The organism is Legionella sp. 227 (assembly GCF_043161935.1).
Classification (GTDB): domain Bacteria; phylum Pseudomonadota; class Gammaproteobacteria; order Legionellales; family Legionellaceae; genus Legionella; species Legionella sheltonii.
This window is the reverse complement of record NZ_CP171154.1, coordinates 1,310,839-1,328,448: the sequence shown is the minus strand read 5'-3', so window position 1 is coordinate 1,328,448 and position 17,610 is coordinate 1,310,839. Positions and strand designations below refer to the sequence as shown.

Here is a 17,610-nt window from a genome sequence, read left to right as displayed (position 1 = left end):
TCATGCCTTATATCCCACACACGTCCGAAGACAGCAAAGCGATGCTTGACGCCATTGGCGCGCAAGATACCCAAACTTTGTTTGATGAAATTCCATTGTCTTTGCAATATGCAGGATTTCAAAATATACCTGCTGGCATAAATGAAATGGATATGTTAAAAGAAGCTCAAGAACTGGCGAATAAAAACCGTAACGGAATCTGCTTCCTAGGTGCAGGATGCTACGAGCATCACATACCTGCAGCAGTGTGGGATATTGCTTCGCGTGGTGAATTCTTAACCGCATACACGCCTTACCAAGCCGAGGCCAGTCAAGGCACGTTGCAATTGTTATACGAATACCAAACCATGATCTGTGAACTAACAGGCATGGAGGTATCCAATGCATCGATGTATGATGGTGCTACCGCGCTTGCTGAGGCCATTTTAATGGCAGTGCGTGTCAATAAACACAGCAAAACAAACCGCGTATTAATCACCGGCACAACTCATCCGCTCTATCGTGAAACCATTGAAACCATTCTGCGGAATCAGCACATTGAAGTGATTACATTGCCTTTTGATGAAAAACAGGGCATTACCTCTCTTGCGGCTTTGGAACAATATGCAGGAGAAGATATTACGGCATTGGTTATTGCTCAACCTAATTTTTTTGGTTGCCTGGAAAAAGTAGATGAGCTGAGTGATTGGGCTCATCAAAACAAAACAATCAGTGTTGCCTGCGTCAATCCTGTATCACTTGCCTTATTAAAACCACCAGGTGCCTGGGGCAAACATGGCGTAGACATTGCCTGTGGCGAGGGTCAACCTTTAGGGGCACCAATGGCATCAGGAGGTCCTTATTTTGGATTTTTAAGCACACGTATGGCTCATGTACGCCAAATGCCTGGGCGAATTATCGGATGTACTTTGGATAAAGATGGAAAAAGAGGGTTTACCCTAACCTTACAAGCACGGGAGCAACATATACGCCGTGCCAAAGCAACCTCAAACATTTGTACCAATCAGGGCTTATTGGTTACGGCAGCCACCATTCATATGAGTCTTTTGGGCGCAGAAGGATTACGTCAAGTTGCAAGCCAATGCCACCATAATACTCATGAATTAGTGGACGTCCTAACCGAAATTGATGGTGTAGAACAGGTGTTTACTGCACCTTATTTTCATGAAGCCTTGCTTAAACTCAATCAACCTGTAGAACAGGTATTAAAAAAATTAGCGAATGCGGGTATCACTGGAGGTTATAACCCAGGAGTTCATTATCCTCAATTAGCGAATACCCTTTTAATTTGTGCTACGGAAATGCGAACGCCAGAGGACATCGCGTTTTATGCAAAAACGTTGAAATCCATCATGTCTCAACGAGGTGACTCATGTTTGTAATTCAGTTGACCTATTTAGTTCCTCTTAGTGAAGTAGATAAATACCTGCAAGCACATAGAGAATTCCTTGATTATTATTATAAACAAGGTTTATTGCTGGTCTCGGGTCCTATGAAGCCACGCACTGGTGGAATCATCATCGCAGCTTCAAATGATCGAGCTTATCTCGAATCCATATTCAAAAAGGATCCCTATTATCTGGCGGAGATCGCCGAGTATCAATTTATTGAATTTACTCCGGTCAACCATCGCGCTGAACTTAAAGAATTTATTCAAAAAATGGAAGGCAAATTATGTTGATTTTTGAATTATCTAAAAAAGACCGTCAGGCAGCTGCCCAAGCGCCCAAAATTTCAACCAGCAAATACGCCATTCCCGCTGAATTGGAGCGAAGAACGCCCCCCAAAATGCCCGCTTGCTCCGAATTACAAGTGGTAAGGCATTTTACCCGTTTATCCCATAAAAATTTCTCCATCGACAGCAATTTTTATCCTCTGGGTTCATGTACCATGAAGTACAATCCGCGAGGAGTCCACAAAGCAGCATCCATGGCTAATTTTCTTAATCGTCATCCTTTGGCAACTGAAGAAAACAGCCAGGGTTTCCTGGAAGTATTGTATCGCTTGCAAGAACATATTGCTGAAATTACAGGCATGGCAGGTGTTTCTTTGACTCCCATGGCAGGATCCCAAGGTGAATTTGCTGGGGTTGCGATGATTAAAGCCTATCATCAATCTCGAGGTGACACCGCACGTGATGAAATGCTAATTCCTGATGCAGCCCATGGTACAAACCCCGCTTCTGCCGTCATGTGTGGCTTTAAAATTGTTGAAATATCGACTGCGGCAGATGGCGATATCGATCTTGAAGAATTAAAAAGCAAACTAGGTCCAAGAACAGCAGGTATTATGCTAACCAATCCTTCTACTTTGGGCTTGTTTATGCGTCAAATTAAAGAAATAGCAGCCCTAGTTCACCAAGCAGGAGGGTTATTGTATTACGATGGAGCCAACCTCAATGCTATTTTAGGAAAAGTTAGACCCGGGGACATGGGTTTTGATGTCATGCACTTAAACTTACATAAAACATTTGCTACACCTCACGGTGGGGGTGGCCCCGGTGCTGGTCCTGTGGCTGTAGGCAAACGCTTACTCCCTTTCATGCCATTACCGGTAGTGAAAAAAACGAATTCCGAATATCAATGGGCAACCCATCAAGATTATCCACAAAGTATTGGCCGCTTATCCTGTTTTATGGGAAATGCCGGTATTTTGCTGCGCGCTTATTTTTATATGCGTGTTCTTGGCAAAGAAGGGTTACTCCGAGTTTCAGAATATGCAACATTGAATGCAAATTATCTGCTTAAAGAACTCACTAAAGCAGGTTTTACCGCAGCCTATCCAAGCCGGCGAGCGTCTCATGAATTTATTCTTACTTTAAGTCCAGAAAAGAAAATGTATGGTGTTACTGCAATGGATTTTGCCAAACGATTATTGGATTATGGGGTCCATGCACCAACCACCTATTTTCCACTACTCATCCCAGAATGTCTGCTGATTGAGCCAACAGAAACTGAAAGTAAAGAGGAATTGGATCACTTTGTACAGATAATGAAAACCATTAGAGAAGAAGCGGCCATAAATCCTAATTTAGTCAAAGAGGCACCTCATACGCTGCCTGTCAAACGGTTGGATGATGTAAAAGCAGCCCGAGAGTTGGATTTAAATTATTTTGCACATCAGGAATCCAACGAGAAGTAGAACTATTGCTCTTCCAGACGCCCTTCCCCCATTTGTGGAGGAGGGCATTCTTTTTTTAAGGGTTAGAAAGGTTTTCACTGCAGAACTTTTGGTTACACTCCGTGCTCAAACAGTTCGGAAAAGCCAATAACCATTTATAAAGCACCTAGAATAGCTCTTGTACATCAATCTTATAAGGTCTATAACTATAAGATAGAATGAACCATTTCGGCTCCATCTGCGACCCCGGATTTGTGTGCTCAATGATGGTTTTAAATTACAGCTATTAGAACTCTTAGGAAACTCGCTGCGGGGGATAAAGTGCAAGCAGAGGCGTTGCATCGACGGAGCAATTCGCTCCCTTCAGTAAAATTTCCGAGATCTTTTTAAGGAACAATATAAAGTGCCCCAGAAGAACCTTACAGTTCTCCACTTTCTTTTGCAGGACATAAAAGTCTGTATGGACTTACACTACATAGAACAAGTTCTGCCCTTGCCTATGCTTGAAATTGTACCGTCTAGCCCTATCTACTTTGTAGGGCTAATGAATCTAAAAAATAAATGCATTCCGGTTATTGACCTAGCAATTTGTACTGGCTTGATTCGCAATGAAACATACCCTTTAAATATACCCATCCTACTTTGTTCCGATGGAATGCATCAAGTTGGTCTGATTGTTGATAAAGTGCTTGGGTTGAGTGATATCGACAACCAGCAAATCGAAGTACATGAAGAATTAACAAATAATAACTCACCTTTCTTGGGCGCTGTCACTTTAGAAACTGGGGTTTCACTATTGCTCGACATCAATTGGGTTTTAGCTCTAAAGTTAACGCAAGAAATCAACCTGTCAGATACCAATCATGAGTAATATAACATGGGTAACAATACATTAAATGACATAAAAAAACTTGAATCTGCATTTATCGAGTTAATCCATAAGCGCTATGGATTGGTAATCCATGTGAATCAAGCACAAGAGTTAACAAAAACCATTGCTGTCGCATGCAATAAATTCAATTATCAACCTCAAGAATACTTAGAGCAATTAAATAACTGTGCCAGCAATTCCTCTTTATTAGCTGATTTAGTCGCAGCAATTACCATAGGAGAAAGTTATTTTTTTCGTGATAAAAATCAAATGCAGTTACTTGAGAATAAACTGTTACCTGATTTAATTAATCAAAAGTCACAAGACTTCTCTTTAAAAATTTGGAGTGCGGGTTGTTCTTCGGGTGAAGAAATCTATACCCTGGCCATCTTGTTGGCAGAGCTCATACCCAATATTGACATATGGGACCTCTATTTATTAGGTACCGATATCAATAGCACCTCACTTGAAAAAGCATCTGCAGCTACTTTCGGGCAATGGTCCATGCGTTCTATTCCAGAAAAATACTTACAACGCTATTTCGTGAAAAATGACCGGACTTACATTCTTTCACCCGAGATTCGCGATTTAGTACAATTTAAATACCTTAACTTATGCGATAACAGCTACCCCTCGATAATCAATGGAATATTTGAGGTGGATTTGATCTTATGCCGCAATGTGCTTATTTATTTTGATAATGAACTTGCTGGAAAAATTATGAAAAAGCTGAGTGCATGTATGCATAAAAACGCTTATCTTATATTAGGTGCATCAGATCCTATTGTCACCAATGGGACAAATCTTGTTTTTCATCATGATGGTGCAATCTATTTCTCGCTGGATAGCAGCAGTGAATCAAAGAAGGATATTGAATGATGAATAAAGAACAGCCGCACGCTTCCGCTTTGATGCCCAAAACTGAATTAGCAATAAAAATCCTGAAATCAAGGGCTTTGCAACTTGCAAAACAGGAAATTGATACCAGCAAAAATCAAGGTATTTCTTTTGTTCACTTCAAGCTTGGCCAAAAAGAAAGTTATGGCGTTTCATATCAATACGTTCAAGAAATTTTACATAATACCCCTATAGAGCAACCTCCTTTTGTACCTCATTTTATCTCCGGGGTGATTAATTGGCGTGGTACGCTGATTACAGTGGTTGATCTCAACAAATTTTTTCATCCTCAACATTCGGAACACAATCCGAAGCAGGACAATAAATTTATTATCATTATCCGGGCAAATGATATCACTCTTGGCTTGCTGACTTATCGTGTTGAAGGCAGTGAGACTTATCAACCAGACCAATTAGCGGCCCCATTATCCGCCGTCAACATTGCTAATCCAGAATATATCCTAGGATTACACCAGGCGGCCACTGCAATCCTGAATGTGGAAAAGATGATATCCAGCTTAAACCAAGAAATTAAAATGCGTTTATACAAGACAGGAGAGTCTCATGGAAACTAATAGTAATAAACGAGGTTTTATTATTACTGTACGTGCTCGATTACTTATTGGTTTTATGACCCTGAGCTTGCCCTTATTAATATTAATGATGTTTTTGATACCCAAAGTAGATACGGTGGTCTATCTAAGTCAAAAAATTCGTAGTGAAAACTTACCCCAAATTCTTGATAGTCAAGTATTCCAAGCTCAAGATCTTGTTGAACATTGGGCAATGACCGGCAACCAGGAGGCCAGGGAACATTTTGCACTGCTGTGGAATGAAATCAATAAGATTCGCAGTCAATGGGATCAAGCTATGCACTCCCTGGGTAACAAAAACTTACGCGATGCCTGGGATAAATTACAAGAGTTATATATCCCTCTTTATGATATTCAATCATCCATAATCAATGCCCCTAGAGATCCCAATAATCAAAATAATGTAGAAAATAGCAGACATATGACAAGAACCGTTGAAAATGCAATGATTGACATTATATTGGGCTCCTATTCTCCAGAATCAGGTAAAAGAAATGGGGGGTTATATGTGCTTTTAGGGCAAGAAATAGAAAAAAATACCCATAAAATCAATGACAGCTTAAACTCTTTAAAGATGAGCGCTTATTGGCTATTTAGCCTTACTATTATCCTCACGATTTTAGTTCCTTACCTAACACAGCGAGCCATTGCCAATCCTGTAGACAAAGCAATTAATATAGCAGAACGAATTGCTGCAGGTGAACGTGATGTAGTTATCCAAATTCATTCAGCAGATAAATTAGGCAAATTGCTTTTATCCCTCAAAACCATGCAAGAAGCAATTAGGAAAAATGAGGAAATCCTCCGCACCAAAGAAGAGGAATCACGGGAATTATTTGAGAAACTTGTTAATTCATCGAAAAAATTTAGGCTACATAGCAGTAAAGTTGCAGCGGGCGATCTCAGAGAACGTCTTGAAATCGATAAAGAAGATATACTGCAGGATCTCGGTAAAGATTTAAATTTGATGACGGATGGTTTGGCATCAATTACAGCAAAAATTACTAAAGTCAGTAACGACATTGTCACTATGGTAGGAACCGTGCTCACTTCAGCAAATGAACAAGCAGAAGGGATTACCTCTCAAGCGTCGGCTATCAATGAAATCAGTGCTTCATTAGAAGAAATTGATAAGAGCTCAAAACAAACCATGTTGAAAGCACAAACCCTGCGGGAAGTAGCGAAGAACACCTATGAACAAGGGAAACTCGGAACTGAATCCGTCGAACAAAGCATTCATGGCATTAAAGCCTCAGAAGAAAAAATGAAGCTTATAGCACAAACCATTCTTGATTTAAGTAACCACACCCAACAAATTGGCGATATTACCTCGGTCGTCAACACCCTAGCACAACAATCAAAAATGCTGGCATTAAATGCATCGATTGAGGCATCAAAAGCCGGTGAAGCTGGAAAAGGTTTTGCAGCGGTAGCCACAGAAGTAAGAAATCTTGCCGAACAGTCAGAACAGTCAACTGTACAAGTCCAAAAAATTCTTGAAGATATTCGACGGACCACTGAAAAAGCAGTCACCGTAACCGAGGAAGGAACGAAGTCTCTTGATTCAGGAACAAAACTGATTGAGAAAGCAGGCCAAGTGATTAAAACTCTAAGTAAAATGCTTAATGAAGCATCCGTCTCTAGCCAACACATTGAGGTGGCTATCCGGCAAGAAGCAGTTGGAATTGAGCAAATTGTTGAGAGTATGAATGAAATAAATCGCACAACTTCAACTTTTTCAAGCGGAATAAAAGAGATGATGGCGTTTATTCATAATTTGGATAATATTGCCAAACATCTTAAAGACGATGTGAATATTTATAAAGTTTAGGAGGCACCAATGACTCCAGACGATCACCTATCCAAAGAGTTGTTTGAAACGTTTAGCACAGAGCTTGAATCATTATTGACCGTCATCACGGATAATTTAGAAAAAATGGAACGTGGTGGATCAATGGATGATGTAAGCCATCTGATGGAAGACGTTTCGCGAGCAGGGCGTAATATTAAGGTTTCCGCACTTTCTCTGGGGATTAATGACTTAGGGACCATGGCGGAATACGTTGAAAAGCTGTTTGCACCGTCGCAAAAGGTATCACCAGAAGTCATTAATTTAACGTTTCGCACCATACATGGGATGCGTGAACTCCTTCATGATTTTATAGAACAAAAACCGCGTTCAACTGCGCTTGACGAATTGTTACATCAGTTACAATACATTCTGATTTATGAAGAAAAAGAGGAATCGCCAAGCACAGAAGAACAACCTCCATTACCTGAAGAGAACCCGGTCACCGAAGCCATAGCCCTTTCTAAACCATTGGATAATGAATTCATCAAAAAAATTGTTGAAACATTTAAAACAGAACTTCAAGAAAATTTAATCACGATTACTGATGGTTTGCTACAACTTGAGAAGGGAACAAAATCAGAAGAAGAATTCCAGGGCGTGCTGAATGAAATGTTTCGAGTTGCCCATAACATTAAGGGTTCTGCACGGGGTATAGGTGCTCAAGATGTCGGTGAGATTGCCCATCCTCTAGAAACATTATTTACAGCAATTCAGAAAAAAAGTATTAAAGTTTCCCCTGAACTCATTAATCTTTGCCTGCAATCGATCGATTACATGAATGAAGCAATGCAATGCTACAGCGAGCAAAGACCGCTTTCCTTCGATTTAAAAAAACACTTACTGCAACTGCAACACTACATGGAATTACCTACTCAAGACATATCTTCTGCTCGAGAATTGTATGCAAAAGATATAGAAGAACCTGAAAAAGACCAACATACTCCAACGATACAGGCTAAAACAAGTGAATTTGAATCAATACGCGTCTCTTTGCAAAATTTAGATAGTGTTTCAGTTTATACGGAAGAAATTCAAACCATAAAAATCGCTATTGAAGAGTATTATTCCAAATTAAGTAAAATGAATTTCAAAATCGATGATCTACTCCTTTCATGGAAAAAAAATCGAGCTTATTTCAAAACAAATACCGATGGTATAAGTGGACCAATAGATTACCTATTCGCCACAAATTTCGTTGAATTATCCGACATCAATAATTCGATGCACTTAATGCAAAGAGAGTTGTCAGTATCTATTAACGAACTATCCCTGTTGTTAAATGCCCTGCAAGATGAAATCCGTACCTTACGCCTTATTCCAGTATCCACACAATTACGTTACCTACCACGTATAGTCCGTGACTTAGCTCAAGAACTAAACAAACAAGTCAATCTTGAAATAAGCAGTAATGATGTAAAAATTGATAAAATTATACTGGATGGTTTAAAAGATCCAATTATGCATCTTTTGCGCAACGCAATTGATCATGGGATAGAAAATGCTGAGGTCCGTAAAGCAGCAGGCAAGCCACCGCAAGGAAATATCCACATCAAGGTCAATCAGGAAGATAATCAGATAGTTTTTAAAATTATTGATGATGGAGCCGGCATTAATACCAATGATGTGATGCGTATTGCCCTGCAAAAGAATTTAATTACCCAAGCCGAGCTTGGAAATATGAAAAAAGAAGATATTTATGAACTCATTTTTCGACCCGGTTTCTCTACCCGTGAAATTGCAACAGATATTTCAGGTCGAGGTATAGGGCTGGATGCGGTGCGCTCTAATTTGCTCCGTTTAAAAGGCCAGGCGAGTGTTGAAAGTCAACCCAATAAAGGGACAATCTTTTATCTCAAAGTTCCGCTCACATTGGCTACTGAGCGTGGATTGATTATCTCCTGTTGCAATCAAATTTTTGTCCTTCTTACCAGCTCGGTGGAAAGTGTGATGTTGTTAAGGAAAAATGAGATTATCAACGTCGAAGGAATCCCTTCTGTTCTTGTCAAAGAACAGCCCGTTTTGTTATGCTCTTTGTCTAAAGCACTGCATCTTAATGAAAAAAAACAAAATTTTAAAGAACATATCTCTGTTGTGACAATCAAAAATAATGGAGACCGAATCGCCTTGCTTGTCGATGAAATTGTTGGTGAAAGAGAAATTGTACTTAAACCATTACAGGAACCATTAACCAATATACCTTGTATAATCGGAGCTACCTTAACAGGCAGCAATCAAATTAATTTCGTATTAAACTCTGCAGAGATAATTAAACGAATGTTGCTATAGTGAATTACGGCCTATGATAAAAATTTTAATTGTTGATGACTCGCCAACAGAAGCTGCATTAATTCAACACATCATAGAATCTGAAAAAGATATGCAAGTCATTGGTATTGCAAAAAATGGCCAAGAAGCAATTGATCTCGCTGCAAAATTAAAACCCGATCTCATTACGATGGACATTCAGATGCCCATCATGGATGGCCTTCAGGCAACACGCATCATTATGGCCAAAAATCCAACACCAATTGTCGTGATAAGCTCTCTGGTTAATGATGAATCAATTCATGCCACCTTCCATATTCTTGAAGCAGGTGCATTGACTGCTTTAGCAAAACCAGTGAATGTATTTTCTTCCTCTTTCGAAGAAAGTAGAAAACACATTGTTGATATTTTACGCAGCTTTTCTGATATTCGGGTTATAAAAATACCATTGAAAAAACATCTTGAGGAAAGCAAAAGACATCAGATAGCACATGCTAAAGCAACCCATTACGAAATTATAGCAATGGGCGCATCGATTGGCGGACCTATGGCATTGAAAACCATTCTCGGGCAATTAGCCCCTAATTTCCCTTTACCTATAATGGTTGTTCAACATATGGGTACCGGTTTTATCCAAGGATTTGCACAATGGCTTGGCGAAAATATAAGTCTTAAAGTGAAAAATGCTGAAGATAATGAACCCCTACAAAAAGGAACGGTGTACATAGCTGCTGAACCCAAACATATGGAGGTTGAACGTGTTCATGAACAACTGATCTGTAGGTTAGTTGATGGCGCCCCGGTTTCTGGTTTTTGTCCTTCAATTACACGATTACTGCAATCAATTGCGAAGGTTTCGGGGAAAAAGGCTATTGGAATCCTATTAACGGGAATGAGTAATGACGGCGCAGAGGGTTTATTGGAATTAAAACAGGCGCATGGGCATACCTTGGTTCAAGACCAAGAAAGTTCTATAGTTTTTGGAATGGGAGCTGTTGCTCAGTCATTGAATGCTGTAGATCAGCTCATTGGGTTAGAGCATATTGCAAGTTATTTAACAAAAATTTGTACCACTGAAAATGAGTAGCTCTTTATGGAAAAAGAAAGTCCGGTGATTTTGGTTGTGGATGACAGCGCCACCATGCGTTTAATTACCTGTAATGCACTAAACCAAACGGGATTTACTGTCATTCAGGCTGAGAATGGTGAAGCAGCATTATCATTACTAAAAACTTCGAAACCCGATGCGATTTTGCTGGATGTAGAAATGCCTGGCTTGAATGGGTTTGAAGTATGTGCTGAAATTCGCAAATTACCTGATTGGCGTTATCTTCCGATTATGATGGTTACCGGCTTGGAAGATTATGAATCGATTAATAAAGCGTTCCAGGCCGGTGCGACAGATTTTACCACCAAGCCCATTAATCCCACGCTCTTAGGCTATCGAGTGCGCTATATGGTGCGCACTAATTCGTACTTTCAAGAACTGCAAGTTGCCGAACAAAAAGTCCGAGTACTCAATAATGAGCTTATCGATAAGCTAGTCGAGATCCAGCAAAATGCAATTGCCGTAGCACGCTTTGTGCCCCAAGATTTTCTGAAGGTGCTGAATCGTAAAAATATTGCCGACATAAAACTTGGCGACTGCGTTGAAAAAGACATGACCGTTCTTTTTTTAGATATAAAATCATTTAGCTCCATGGCAGAGCGATTATCTTCTGTTGAAATTTTCAACCTTTTTAATACGCTAATGAGTTATTTAGATCCAGCCATTCTTAAAAATTCTGGCCTTATTGATAAATATATTGGTGATGCCATTATGGCCTTATTCAATAATGCGGATGATGCTGTTGCTGCCGCATTAGATATGCTAGAAGCCTTACATACGTTTAATACCACACGAGCGCGCGATAATCTTCCCCTCATCCACGTGGGAATTGGAATAAATACAGGCAACTTGATTGTAGGTACCGTTGGGTTTGAGGAGCGTATGGATTGCAGTGTCATTAGCGATGCGGTCAATATTGCCTCTCGGCTTGAGACCTTAACGCGAAGTTTTAATATCGAACTCATCATTGGTGAAGAAACTTATGAGCAGTTAAAACAAAAAGAAAAATATAATTTACGTTTCTTAGGCTTCTCGAAAGTGAAAGGCAAAAGCCTGCCGATCAAAGTTTATGAGGTGTTTAATCATAACGCACCCACCGAGGTGCAATTGAAAAATGATTCTGCCTCTATTTTTGCTACAGCTTTGGATCATTATGCGGCGAAGCAATTTGATCAAGCGGCAAAGCTTTTTGAACAAATCGTGACAAGTAATCCCAATGACTCACCTGCAAAATATTTTTTGCAGCAGTGCAAAGAACAATTTTTAAAGTAGTTTGGGCCTTCTGCTCTCCTCCGCACTTTGTATCGCTCCCTTATCCGTTATCGCATCAATAGGCTGCGTGAACTCTTTTGCTTTGCTCCTGCACTCATTGACGATTGCTGTTACCTTATTTTTATAATCCAGCAATTCATTTGCATTGGCAGGTAAAGGCAAGTCCTGTATGTATCTTCGGGCTTTTTGATAATAGCGATTATCATCACTAAAACGATTTATCGCCTGCAAGAGTTCATCAGGTAGTTTGCTGCATTCTCGCGCCACTCCATTTTCCCCTGAAAACCGCAAACTATGTCGTGACTTCATATGAAAAAAACGAAATAAGGGATTGGTTTCTGGGGTGTGCACCAAGCGCAACAGCTGGGCATCGCGGAATTTAAAAACCTCTTCCGCAAGCCCTTTTAGGATTACTTTGGCTTTTAAAGAATCAGGTAACAATGAAATAATACGCTCTCTCACCGCCTCGCTTTGGCTGGCAATCACGATACTCTGTAAGCTTGGGCACTCATCAAATGCCGATGGAGCAATAGCAGTAATCCCATCCGGAATGGTTATTGTTTGTAATCTGCTGCAGCCATGAAATGCTCTGTAATGAATGGAGGTAACTTGTTCCGGAATGGTGATGTTCCTTAATCCACTGCAACCATAAAATAACATGCTTTCAATTGACGCAACACTCTCGGGGAGAAGGATGCTTTGTAATCCACTACACCCCAAAAATGCGCAGGACTCAATAGCGGTCACCCCTTGCGGTATGATAATGCTTTCTAACCCACTACACTGGCTAAATGCCCCATCTCCAATAGAGGTCACTCCTTGCGGAATGGTTATTGTCTGCAATCGGCTACAGCGGACAAATGCCCCCTTTCCAATAGAGTTCACTCCTTGCGAGATGGTGATGCTCTGTAATCCGCTGCAACCCATAAATGCATAATCTCCAATAGTGGTAACTCCTGCAGGGATAACAAGGCTCTGTAACCCACTGCACCCTGAAAATGCCGATGTATCAATAAAGCTAACCCCTTCAGGAATGGTGATACTTTGTAATCCAGTACATTCAGAAAATGTACCCCATTCAATAGAAGTAACTCCGACCGGAATATTGATGCGTTGCAATCCACTACAGCCATTAAATGCACCTTGTCTAATGGAAGTAACACTTTTGGGAATGGTGAGCGATTTTAACCCGGTGCAGGATTGAAATGCCGCCTCTCCAATCGAGGTAACTCCTTCTGGGAGGGAGAGCCTTTCTAAGCCGCTGCAACCAAAAAATAAAAAATTGCTAATAGAGGTAACACTGCTGGGTATGGTGAGACTCTGTAAGCTATTACATTCATAAAATGCCCCCTCTTCAATAGAAGTAACTCCTTCGGGGATAATGAGGCTTTTTAATTTACTACAATAGCTTAATGCCCATCGTCCAATTGAGGTGACACCTTCAGAAATGATGAGACTCTGTAACCCTCTGCAAAAACCAAATGCCATATTTTCAATAGAGGTAACTCCTGCTGGAATCTCAAAAGAACCATCTTTTTTGAGATCGTTATCCCTCACTTCAATTAGCGTCTTGCCATCGTCACTTAATTTCATATTATATCCATGCTCCTTTACACATTTTAGCGAATCACTCATGCTCAAAAGAATTTATTGAGCAAAAAATTTTTAGTCATTTTGTTTCTATCAAAATCTCAGATTTAAATTTTTTATTGTTTATTGAGCCACCCTGAATTTTTTTTAACCATCACTCCATGATTAGCTCAAAAGCCAGCGATCGTTCTCTACTCCAGTGAAACCAAGAGATTGAACAACATCCATAAGAATTGAAAACTCCATGCTTACCGGCTTAAGGCAACCCGCATTCTGTATTCCTCGGTCCTATGTATCGCTCCCTTATCCGTTATCGCATCAATAGGCTGCGTGAACTCTTTTGCTTTGCTCCTGCACTCATTGACGATTGCTGTTACCTTATTTTTATAATCCAGCAATTCATTTGCATTGGCAGGTAAAGGCAAGTCCTGTATGTATCTTCGGGCTTTTTGATAATAGCGATTATCATCACTAAAACGATTTATCGCCTGCAAGAGTTCATCAGGTAGTTTGCTGCATTCTCGCGCCACTCCATTTTCCCCTGAAAACCGCAAACTATGTCGTGACTTCATATGAAAAAAACGAAATAAGGGATTGGTTTCTGGGGTGTGCACCAAGCGCAACAGTTCGGCATCGCGGAATTTAAAAACTTCTTCCGCCAGTTCCTTTAAGATTACTTTGGCTTTTAAGGAAGCAGGCAGTAATGAAATAATACGCTCTCTCACCGCCTCGCTTTGGCTGGCAATCACGATACTCTGTAAGCTTGGGCACTCATCAAATGCCGATGGAGCAATAGCAGTAATCCCTTCCGGAATGGTTATTGTTTGTAATCTGCTGCAGCCATGAAAAATTGACTCACCAATGGAGGTAACTCCTTCTGGGATGGTGATGTTCTTTAATCCGCTGCAGCCACTAAATACCCAGCCTCTAATAAAAATAACTCCTTGTGGGACAATGAAACTCTGTAAGCTGCTGCAGCCCTGAAATGCACCTTCTCCAAGAAAGGTTACTCCTTGCGGCAGAGTGATGCTCTGTAAACTACTGCATCCATCAAATGCCCAGTTTCCAATGAAAGTAACTCCTTGTGGGATGGTGATGTTCTGCAAACCTCGGCACCCTTCAAATGCACTATCTTCAATAAAGGTAACTCCTTCGGGAATAGTGAGATTTTTTAATCCAATGCAGCCCTTAAATGCCTCGTCTCTAATAATGGTAACCCCTTCTGGGATAACTATGCTTTGTAATTTACTGCAACCATTAAATGCACCCGTTCGAATAGAGGTTACCCCTTGTGGGATGACAATGCTCTGTAACTCACTACAATACTTAAATGCCGAGCTGCTAATAGAAACAACCGTTTCTGGAATAATGAGGCGCTTTAAGTTCCAACAGCCGTGAAATGCCCCTTCTCCTATAGAGGCAACTCCTGCTGGAAACTCAAAAGAACCATCTTCTTTGATATCGCTGGGAGCCACATGAAGCAGCGTCTTGCAATCAATACTTAATTTCATACTATATCCATGATCCCTTACACATTTTGGCAAATCATGCGCTTAAGGATTTCACCACCTTCTGAGCAAAAATTTTTTAAGCAATTTTTATTATCATTAAGACACTATGAGTTATTTTTAGCCATCATATCATAAGGATGATGATTTACTCAAAAGTCAGGGATCTTTTCTCTACCCCTGCAGTGAATCCAAGGAGTAGAATCCTCTCAACATGCATAGCTCCATGTTCCTATTGGTTTTTCGCGAAAACAATTTGATCATGTCACGCTATGCCTGTCATCTTATTAAAAATCTAACCTTATGTTTTATAATAATTTTTTTAATGAACCCGAAGATACTTCAGGGTCTTGGCTCAACCTGTACCTTTAACCCGCTTTAATTTGATCAACAACGTGTTGATCAAGATGAGTCACAATTAAACTCACTAGTTTAACTGCTTGATCATAATCACGCTTATCAAATACTCCAGCTTGTTGATGCGCATAGCGAATCGGTACACCGATATTAATACTGGGAACACCTGAGCCAGAACCTTGCACTTTTGATCCATCTTGTCCATAACCTACTTCTGATTCCAATTGGACTTGAATGTTATTCTTTTTGGCTAAATCTAAAATCCAATTAAGTAGTTCTTGATGAGGGATCATGGAACGATCATATACAAATAAAGTAGGTCCTTTACCTAAGGCAATGCGACCTTTACGTTTTGCAACTAACGCTGGGTAATCATCGGCAATGCCGACCTCAACATTAATGGTAATATCAGGATGTGTACTTTGATAAACAGTACTCGCGCCACGCAAACCAACCTCCTCTTGTACTGTTGCAGCAGCATACAGTTGATTGGGGCGGTCCTTAGTGTTTATGGAATCAAGAACATCGCCAATAAGTGCCAATCCGAGTCGATCATCAAGGGCTTTGGCTAAAAAGCGATTTTCACTTAATGGACTAAATTGACTGGCCGGAGTCACTTGCAATCCTGGGCGTACCTTAAATTTTGTTTCGGCTTGTTCTTTGCTTTCTGCGCCAATATCAAGAAACACTGCATTAGCCGCAGGCAGATTATTTTTTTTAGCTTCCTCAAGAAGATGGGTGGAGTCCATTCCTGAATAGGCCAAAATAGGACCGTTGGGAGTCGATACCATCCACCGTTGTGCAAAGATTACCGAAGCAGGGATACCGCCCAAGGGGATGATCTTTAAAAAACCATCTGGAGTAATGGATTCAACCATGTATCCTACTTCATCCATATGCGCCATTAATAAAACGCTAGGTCCTTTTTGATCCTCTTTATATTGACCAATTAAATTACCCATTCCATCCACAGTAAGCTTACTCATGGACTGCTGCCATTGTTGCTTTACTACATCACGAACAGACTTCTCAAAACCGGATGCACCTGCTAAATCAGTTAACTTCACCAAAGAATATTCGTCAGCAACAGCGCCGGTAGCCGCACTGATTAACATCAACCCTAGGGTTAACCCATTTAATTTGTTCATAAAAACGTCCTTATTTTATATAAAATTCAAAACATCAAATACCTCAAGTTAGGAACTATATACCATTCACTCGAGAGAACCAAAATGGACGCGAGCGGAGATTTATCAAGAGCCTAATCCGCAATTATTGTAACCTGATTCCACTATAGTAACCGTATAATATTTAGGCTATTATTGAGCCTTTTTTATCATCGGAACAATTTGTGTCATGTATACGACCATCGTTATCCCTGCTCGTTACGCATCAACTCGCCTACCCGGAAAACCTCTGGCAATGATTCATGGCCAAACCATGCTCCAACGCGTGGTGCAATTATCCCGTGCTGCTGTCGTGGGATTAAACAATGTTTCTGTGGTAGTTGCCACGGATGATGCCCGAATTGTCCAACATTGCGATGAATTAGGCGTTGACTCGGTAATGACCTCAGTTGAGGCGCCCAGCGGAACTGATCGAGTCGCCGAAGCCATCAGCACCATGACGAACAAACCGGATTTTATTTTAAACATGCAGGGCGATGCCCCACTAACGCCCCCTGATTTCTTACGCGCACTGATTGATGCATTTGCTGCCTCTCCTTGCGACGCAGTAACTCCTGTGACTCAGTTAACCTGGAAACAGTTGGATAATCTGCGCAAAAATAAACAAGCCACCCCCTTTAGTGGCACTACAGCCGTTTTCAATGAAAAAACAGGCAATGCCTATTGGTTTAGTAAAAATATTATTCCCGCCATCCGCAAAGAAGAAGAATTACGCCAAAAAAGTGATTTAAGCCCTGTATTTCGTCATATTGGCTTGTACGGCTATTCGTTAGATATGTTGGAACAATATATTACTTTGCCAGAAAGTCCATTCGAAAAAATGGAAGGATTAGAACAATTGCGCCTCTTGGAAAATGGCTATACCCTTCGTTGCATTCCAGTTGATTATAAAGGCCGCGCCAACATGTCAGGCATTGATAGCCCAGAAGATGTGGCTCGCGCTGAGGCGTTGATTGCCCAATACGGTGAATTATTAGAGAGTAGGTAACG

Annotated in this window: 14 protein-coding genes; 11 read left to right on the top strand and 3 right to left on the bottom strand. The window is 40.6% G+C overall.

The window, feature by feature from the left end:
- The first annotated feature begins 2 nt into the window (after positions 1–2).
- The 10 genes from gcvPA (at position 3) to ACF8MK_RS05670 (ending at position 11,978) form a co-directional block, all read left to right on the top strand.
- Positions 3–1,382 carry an aminomethyl-transferring glycine dehydrogenase subunit GcvPA gene (gene gcvPA, locus ACF8MK_RS05715; protein ID WP_392538533.1) on the top strand — a complete coding sequence of 460 codons (1,380 nt, stop codon included), beginning with the start codon at positions 3–5 and terminating at the stop codon, positions 1,380–1,382.
- Complete coding sequence (locus tag ACF8MK_RS05710; RefSeq protein WP_028381567.1) at positions 1,373–1,681, top strand: YciI family protein; 309 nt, start codon at positions 1,373–1,375, stop codon at positions 1,679–1,681. Before gcvPA ends, ACF8MK_RS05710 begins: the two co-directional genes overlap by 10 nt.
- A complete protein-coding gene (gcvPB, locus tag ACF8MK_RS05705; RefSeq protein ID WP_392538532.1) occupies positions 1,675–3,141 on the top strand; it encodes an aminomethyl-transferring glycine dehydrogenase subunit GcvPB in 1,467 nt (488 codons plus the stop codon). Before ACF8MK_RS05710 ends, gcvPB begins: the two co-directional genes overlap by 7 nt.
- A 382-nt stretch (positions 3,142–3,523) precedes the next feature.
- Positions 3,524–3,991: a chemotaxis protein CheW gene (locus tag ACF8MK_RS05700; protein WP_392538531.1), complete on the top strand. Its 468-nt coding sequence runs from the start codon at positions 3,524–3,526 to the stop codon at positions 3,989–3,991.
- 6 nt (positions 3,992–3,997) lie between these two features.
- A complete protein-coding gene (locus tag ACF8MK_RS05695) occupies positions 3,998–4,870 on the top strand; it encodes a CheR family methyltransferase (RefSeq protein ID WP_392538530.1) in 873 nt (290 codons plus the stop codon).
- A complete protein-coding gene (locus ACF8MK_RS05690) occupies positions 4,867–5,463 on the top strand; it encodes a chemotaxis protein CheW (protein WP_392538529.1) in 597 nt (198 codons plus the stop codon). The genes ACF8MK_RS05695 and ACF8MK_RS05690 overlap by 4 nt, the downstream gene beginning before the upstream one ends.
- Entirely contained in the window at positions 5,453–7,312 is a 1,860-nt protein-coding gene (locus tag ACF8MK_RS05685; RefSeq protein WP_392538528.1) for a methyl-accepting chemotaxis protein, read from the top strand. Before ACF8MK_RS05690 ends, ACF8MK_RS05685 begins: the two co-directional genes overlap by 11 nt.
- Before the next feature lie 9 nt (positions 7,313–7,321).
- A complete protein-coding gene (locus ACF8MK_RS05680; protein ID WP_392538527.1) occupies positions 7,322–9,619 on the top strand; it encodes a chemotaxis protein CheA in 2,298 nt (765 codons plus the stop codon).
- A 13-nt stretch (positions 9,620–9,632) separates the two neighbouring features.
- A complete protein-coding gene (cheB, locus tag ACF8MK_RS05675) occupies positions 9,633–10,685 on the top strand; it encodes a chemotaxis-specific protein-glutamate methyltransferase CheB (RefSeq protein WP_392538526.1) in 1,053 nt (350 codons plus the stop codon).
- Between the two features lie 6 nt (positions 10,686–10,691).
- On the top strand, positions 10,692–11,978 hold the full coding sequence (locus tag ACF8MK_RS05670; protein WP_392538525.1) for a response regulator: 1,287 nt from the start codon (positions 10,692–10,694) through the stop codon (positions 11,976–11,978).
- On the opposite strand, the gene ACF8MK_RS05665 is transcribed toward ACF8MK_RS05670, so the two are convergent.
- The 3 genes from ACF8MK_RS05665 to ACF8MK_RS05655 all read right to left on the bottom strand — a co-directional run bounded on the left by ACF8MK_RS05665 (position 11,970) and on the right by ACF8MK_RS05655 (position 16,548).
- Positions 11,970–13,571, bottom strand: a complete 1,602-nt coding sequence (locus ACF8MK_RS05665; protein ID WP_392538524.1) for a leucine-rich repeat domain-containing protein — start codon at positions 13,569–13,571, stop codon at positions 11,970–11,972. The genes ACF8MK_RS05670 and ACF8MK_RS05665 overlap by 9 nt on opposite strands.
- A gap of 245 nt (positions 13,572–13,816) precedes the next feature.
- The gene (locus ACF8MK_RS05660; RefSeq protein ID WP_392538523.1) at positions 13,817–15,079 is read right to left on the bottom strand and encodes a leucine-rich repeat domain-containing protein; all 1,263 of its coding nucleotides are present in this window, start codon (positions 15,077–15,079) and stop codon (positions 13,817–13,819) included.
- A gap of 365 nt (positions 15,080–15,444) precedes the next feature.
- Positions 15,445–16,548: a M42 family metallopeptidase gene (locus tag ACF8MK_RS05655; protein WP_392538925.1), complete on the bottom strand. Its 1,104-nt coding sequence runs from the start codon at positions 16,546–16,548 to the stop codon at positions 15,445–15,447.
- A 241-nt stretch (positions 16,549–16,789) separates the two neighbouring features.
- Between ACF8MK_RS05655 and kdsB the strand changes: the two genes are divergently transcribed.
- Entirely contained in the window at positions 16,790–17,608 is an 819-nt protein-coding gene (kdsB, locus tag ACF8MK_RS05650; protein WP_392538522.1) for a 3-deoxy-manno-octulosonate cytidylyltransferase, read from the top strand.
- Positions 17,609–17,610 lie beyond the last annotated feature (2 nt).

Bases quoted from the DNA above. Each gene is read 5' to 3' on its own strand.
- gcvPA (WP_392538533.1), top strand. From the start codon at position 3: ATGCCTTATATCCCACACACGTCCGAAGACAGCAAAGCGATGCTTGAC.
- ACF8MK_RS05710 (WP_028381567.1), top strand. From the start codon at position 1,373: ATGTTTGTAATTCAGTTGACCTATTTAGTTCCTCTTAGTGAAGTAGAT.
- gcvPB (WP_392538532.1), top strand. From the start codon at position 1,675: ATGTTGATTTTTGAATTATCTAAAAAAGACCGTCAGGCAGCTGCCCAA.
- ACF8MK_RS05695 (WP_392538530.1), top strand. From the start codon at position 3,998: ATGGGTAACAATACATTAAATGACATAAAAAAACTTGAATCTGCATTT.
- ACF8MK_RS05690 (WP_392538529.1), top strand. From the start codon at position 4,867: ATGATGAATAAAGAACAGCCGCACGCTTCCGCTTTGATGCCCAAAACT.
- ACF8MK_RS05685 (WP_392538528.1), top strand. From the start codon at position 5,453: ATGGAAACTAATAGTAATAAACGAGGTTTTATTATTACTGTACGTGCT.
- ACF8MK_RS05680 (WP_392538527.1), top strand. From the start codon at position 7,322: ATGACTCCAGACGATCACCTATCCAAAGAGTTGTTTGAAACGTTTAGC.
- cheB (WP_392538526.1), top strand. From the start codon at position 9,633: ATGATAAAAATTTTAATTGTTGATGACTCGCCAACAGAAGCTGCATTA.
- ACF8MK_RS05670 (WP_392538525.1), top strand. From the start codon at position 10,692: ATGGAAAAAGAAAGTCCGGTGATTTTGGTTGTGGATGACAGCGCCACC.
- ACF8MK_RS05665 (WP_392538524.1), bottom strand. From the start codon at position 13,571: ATGAAATTAAGTGACGATGGCAAGACGCTAATTGAAGTGAGGGATAAC.
- ACF8MK_RS05660 (WP_392538523.1), bottom strand. From the start codon at position 15,079: ATGAAATTAAGTATTGATTGCAAGACGCTGCTTCATGTGGCTCCCAGC.
- ACF8MK_RS05655 (WP_392538925.1), bottom strand. From the start codon at position 16,548: ATGTTAATCAGTGCGGCTACCGGCGCTGTTGCTGACGAATATTCTTTG.
- kdsB (WP_392538522.1), top strand. From the start codon at position 16,790: ATGTATACGACCATCGTTATCCCTGCTCGTTACGCATCAACTCGCCTA.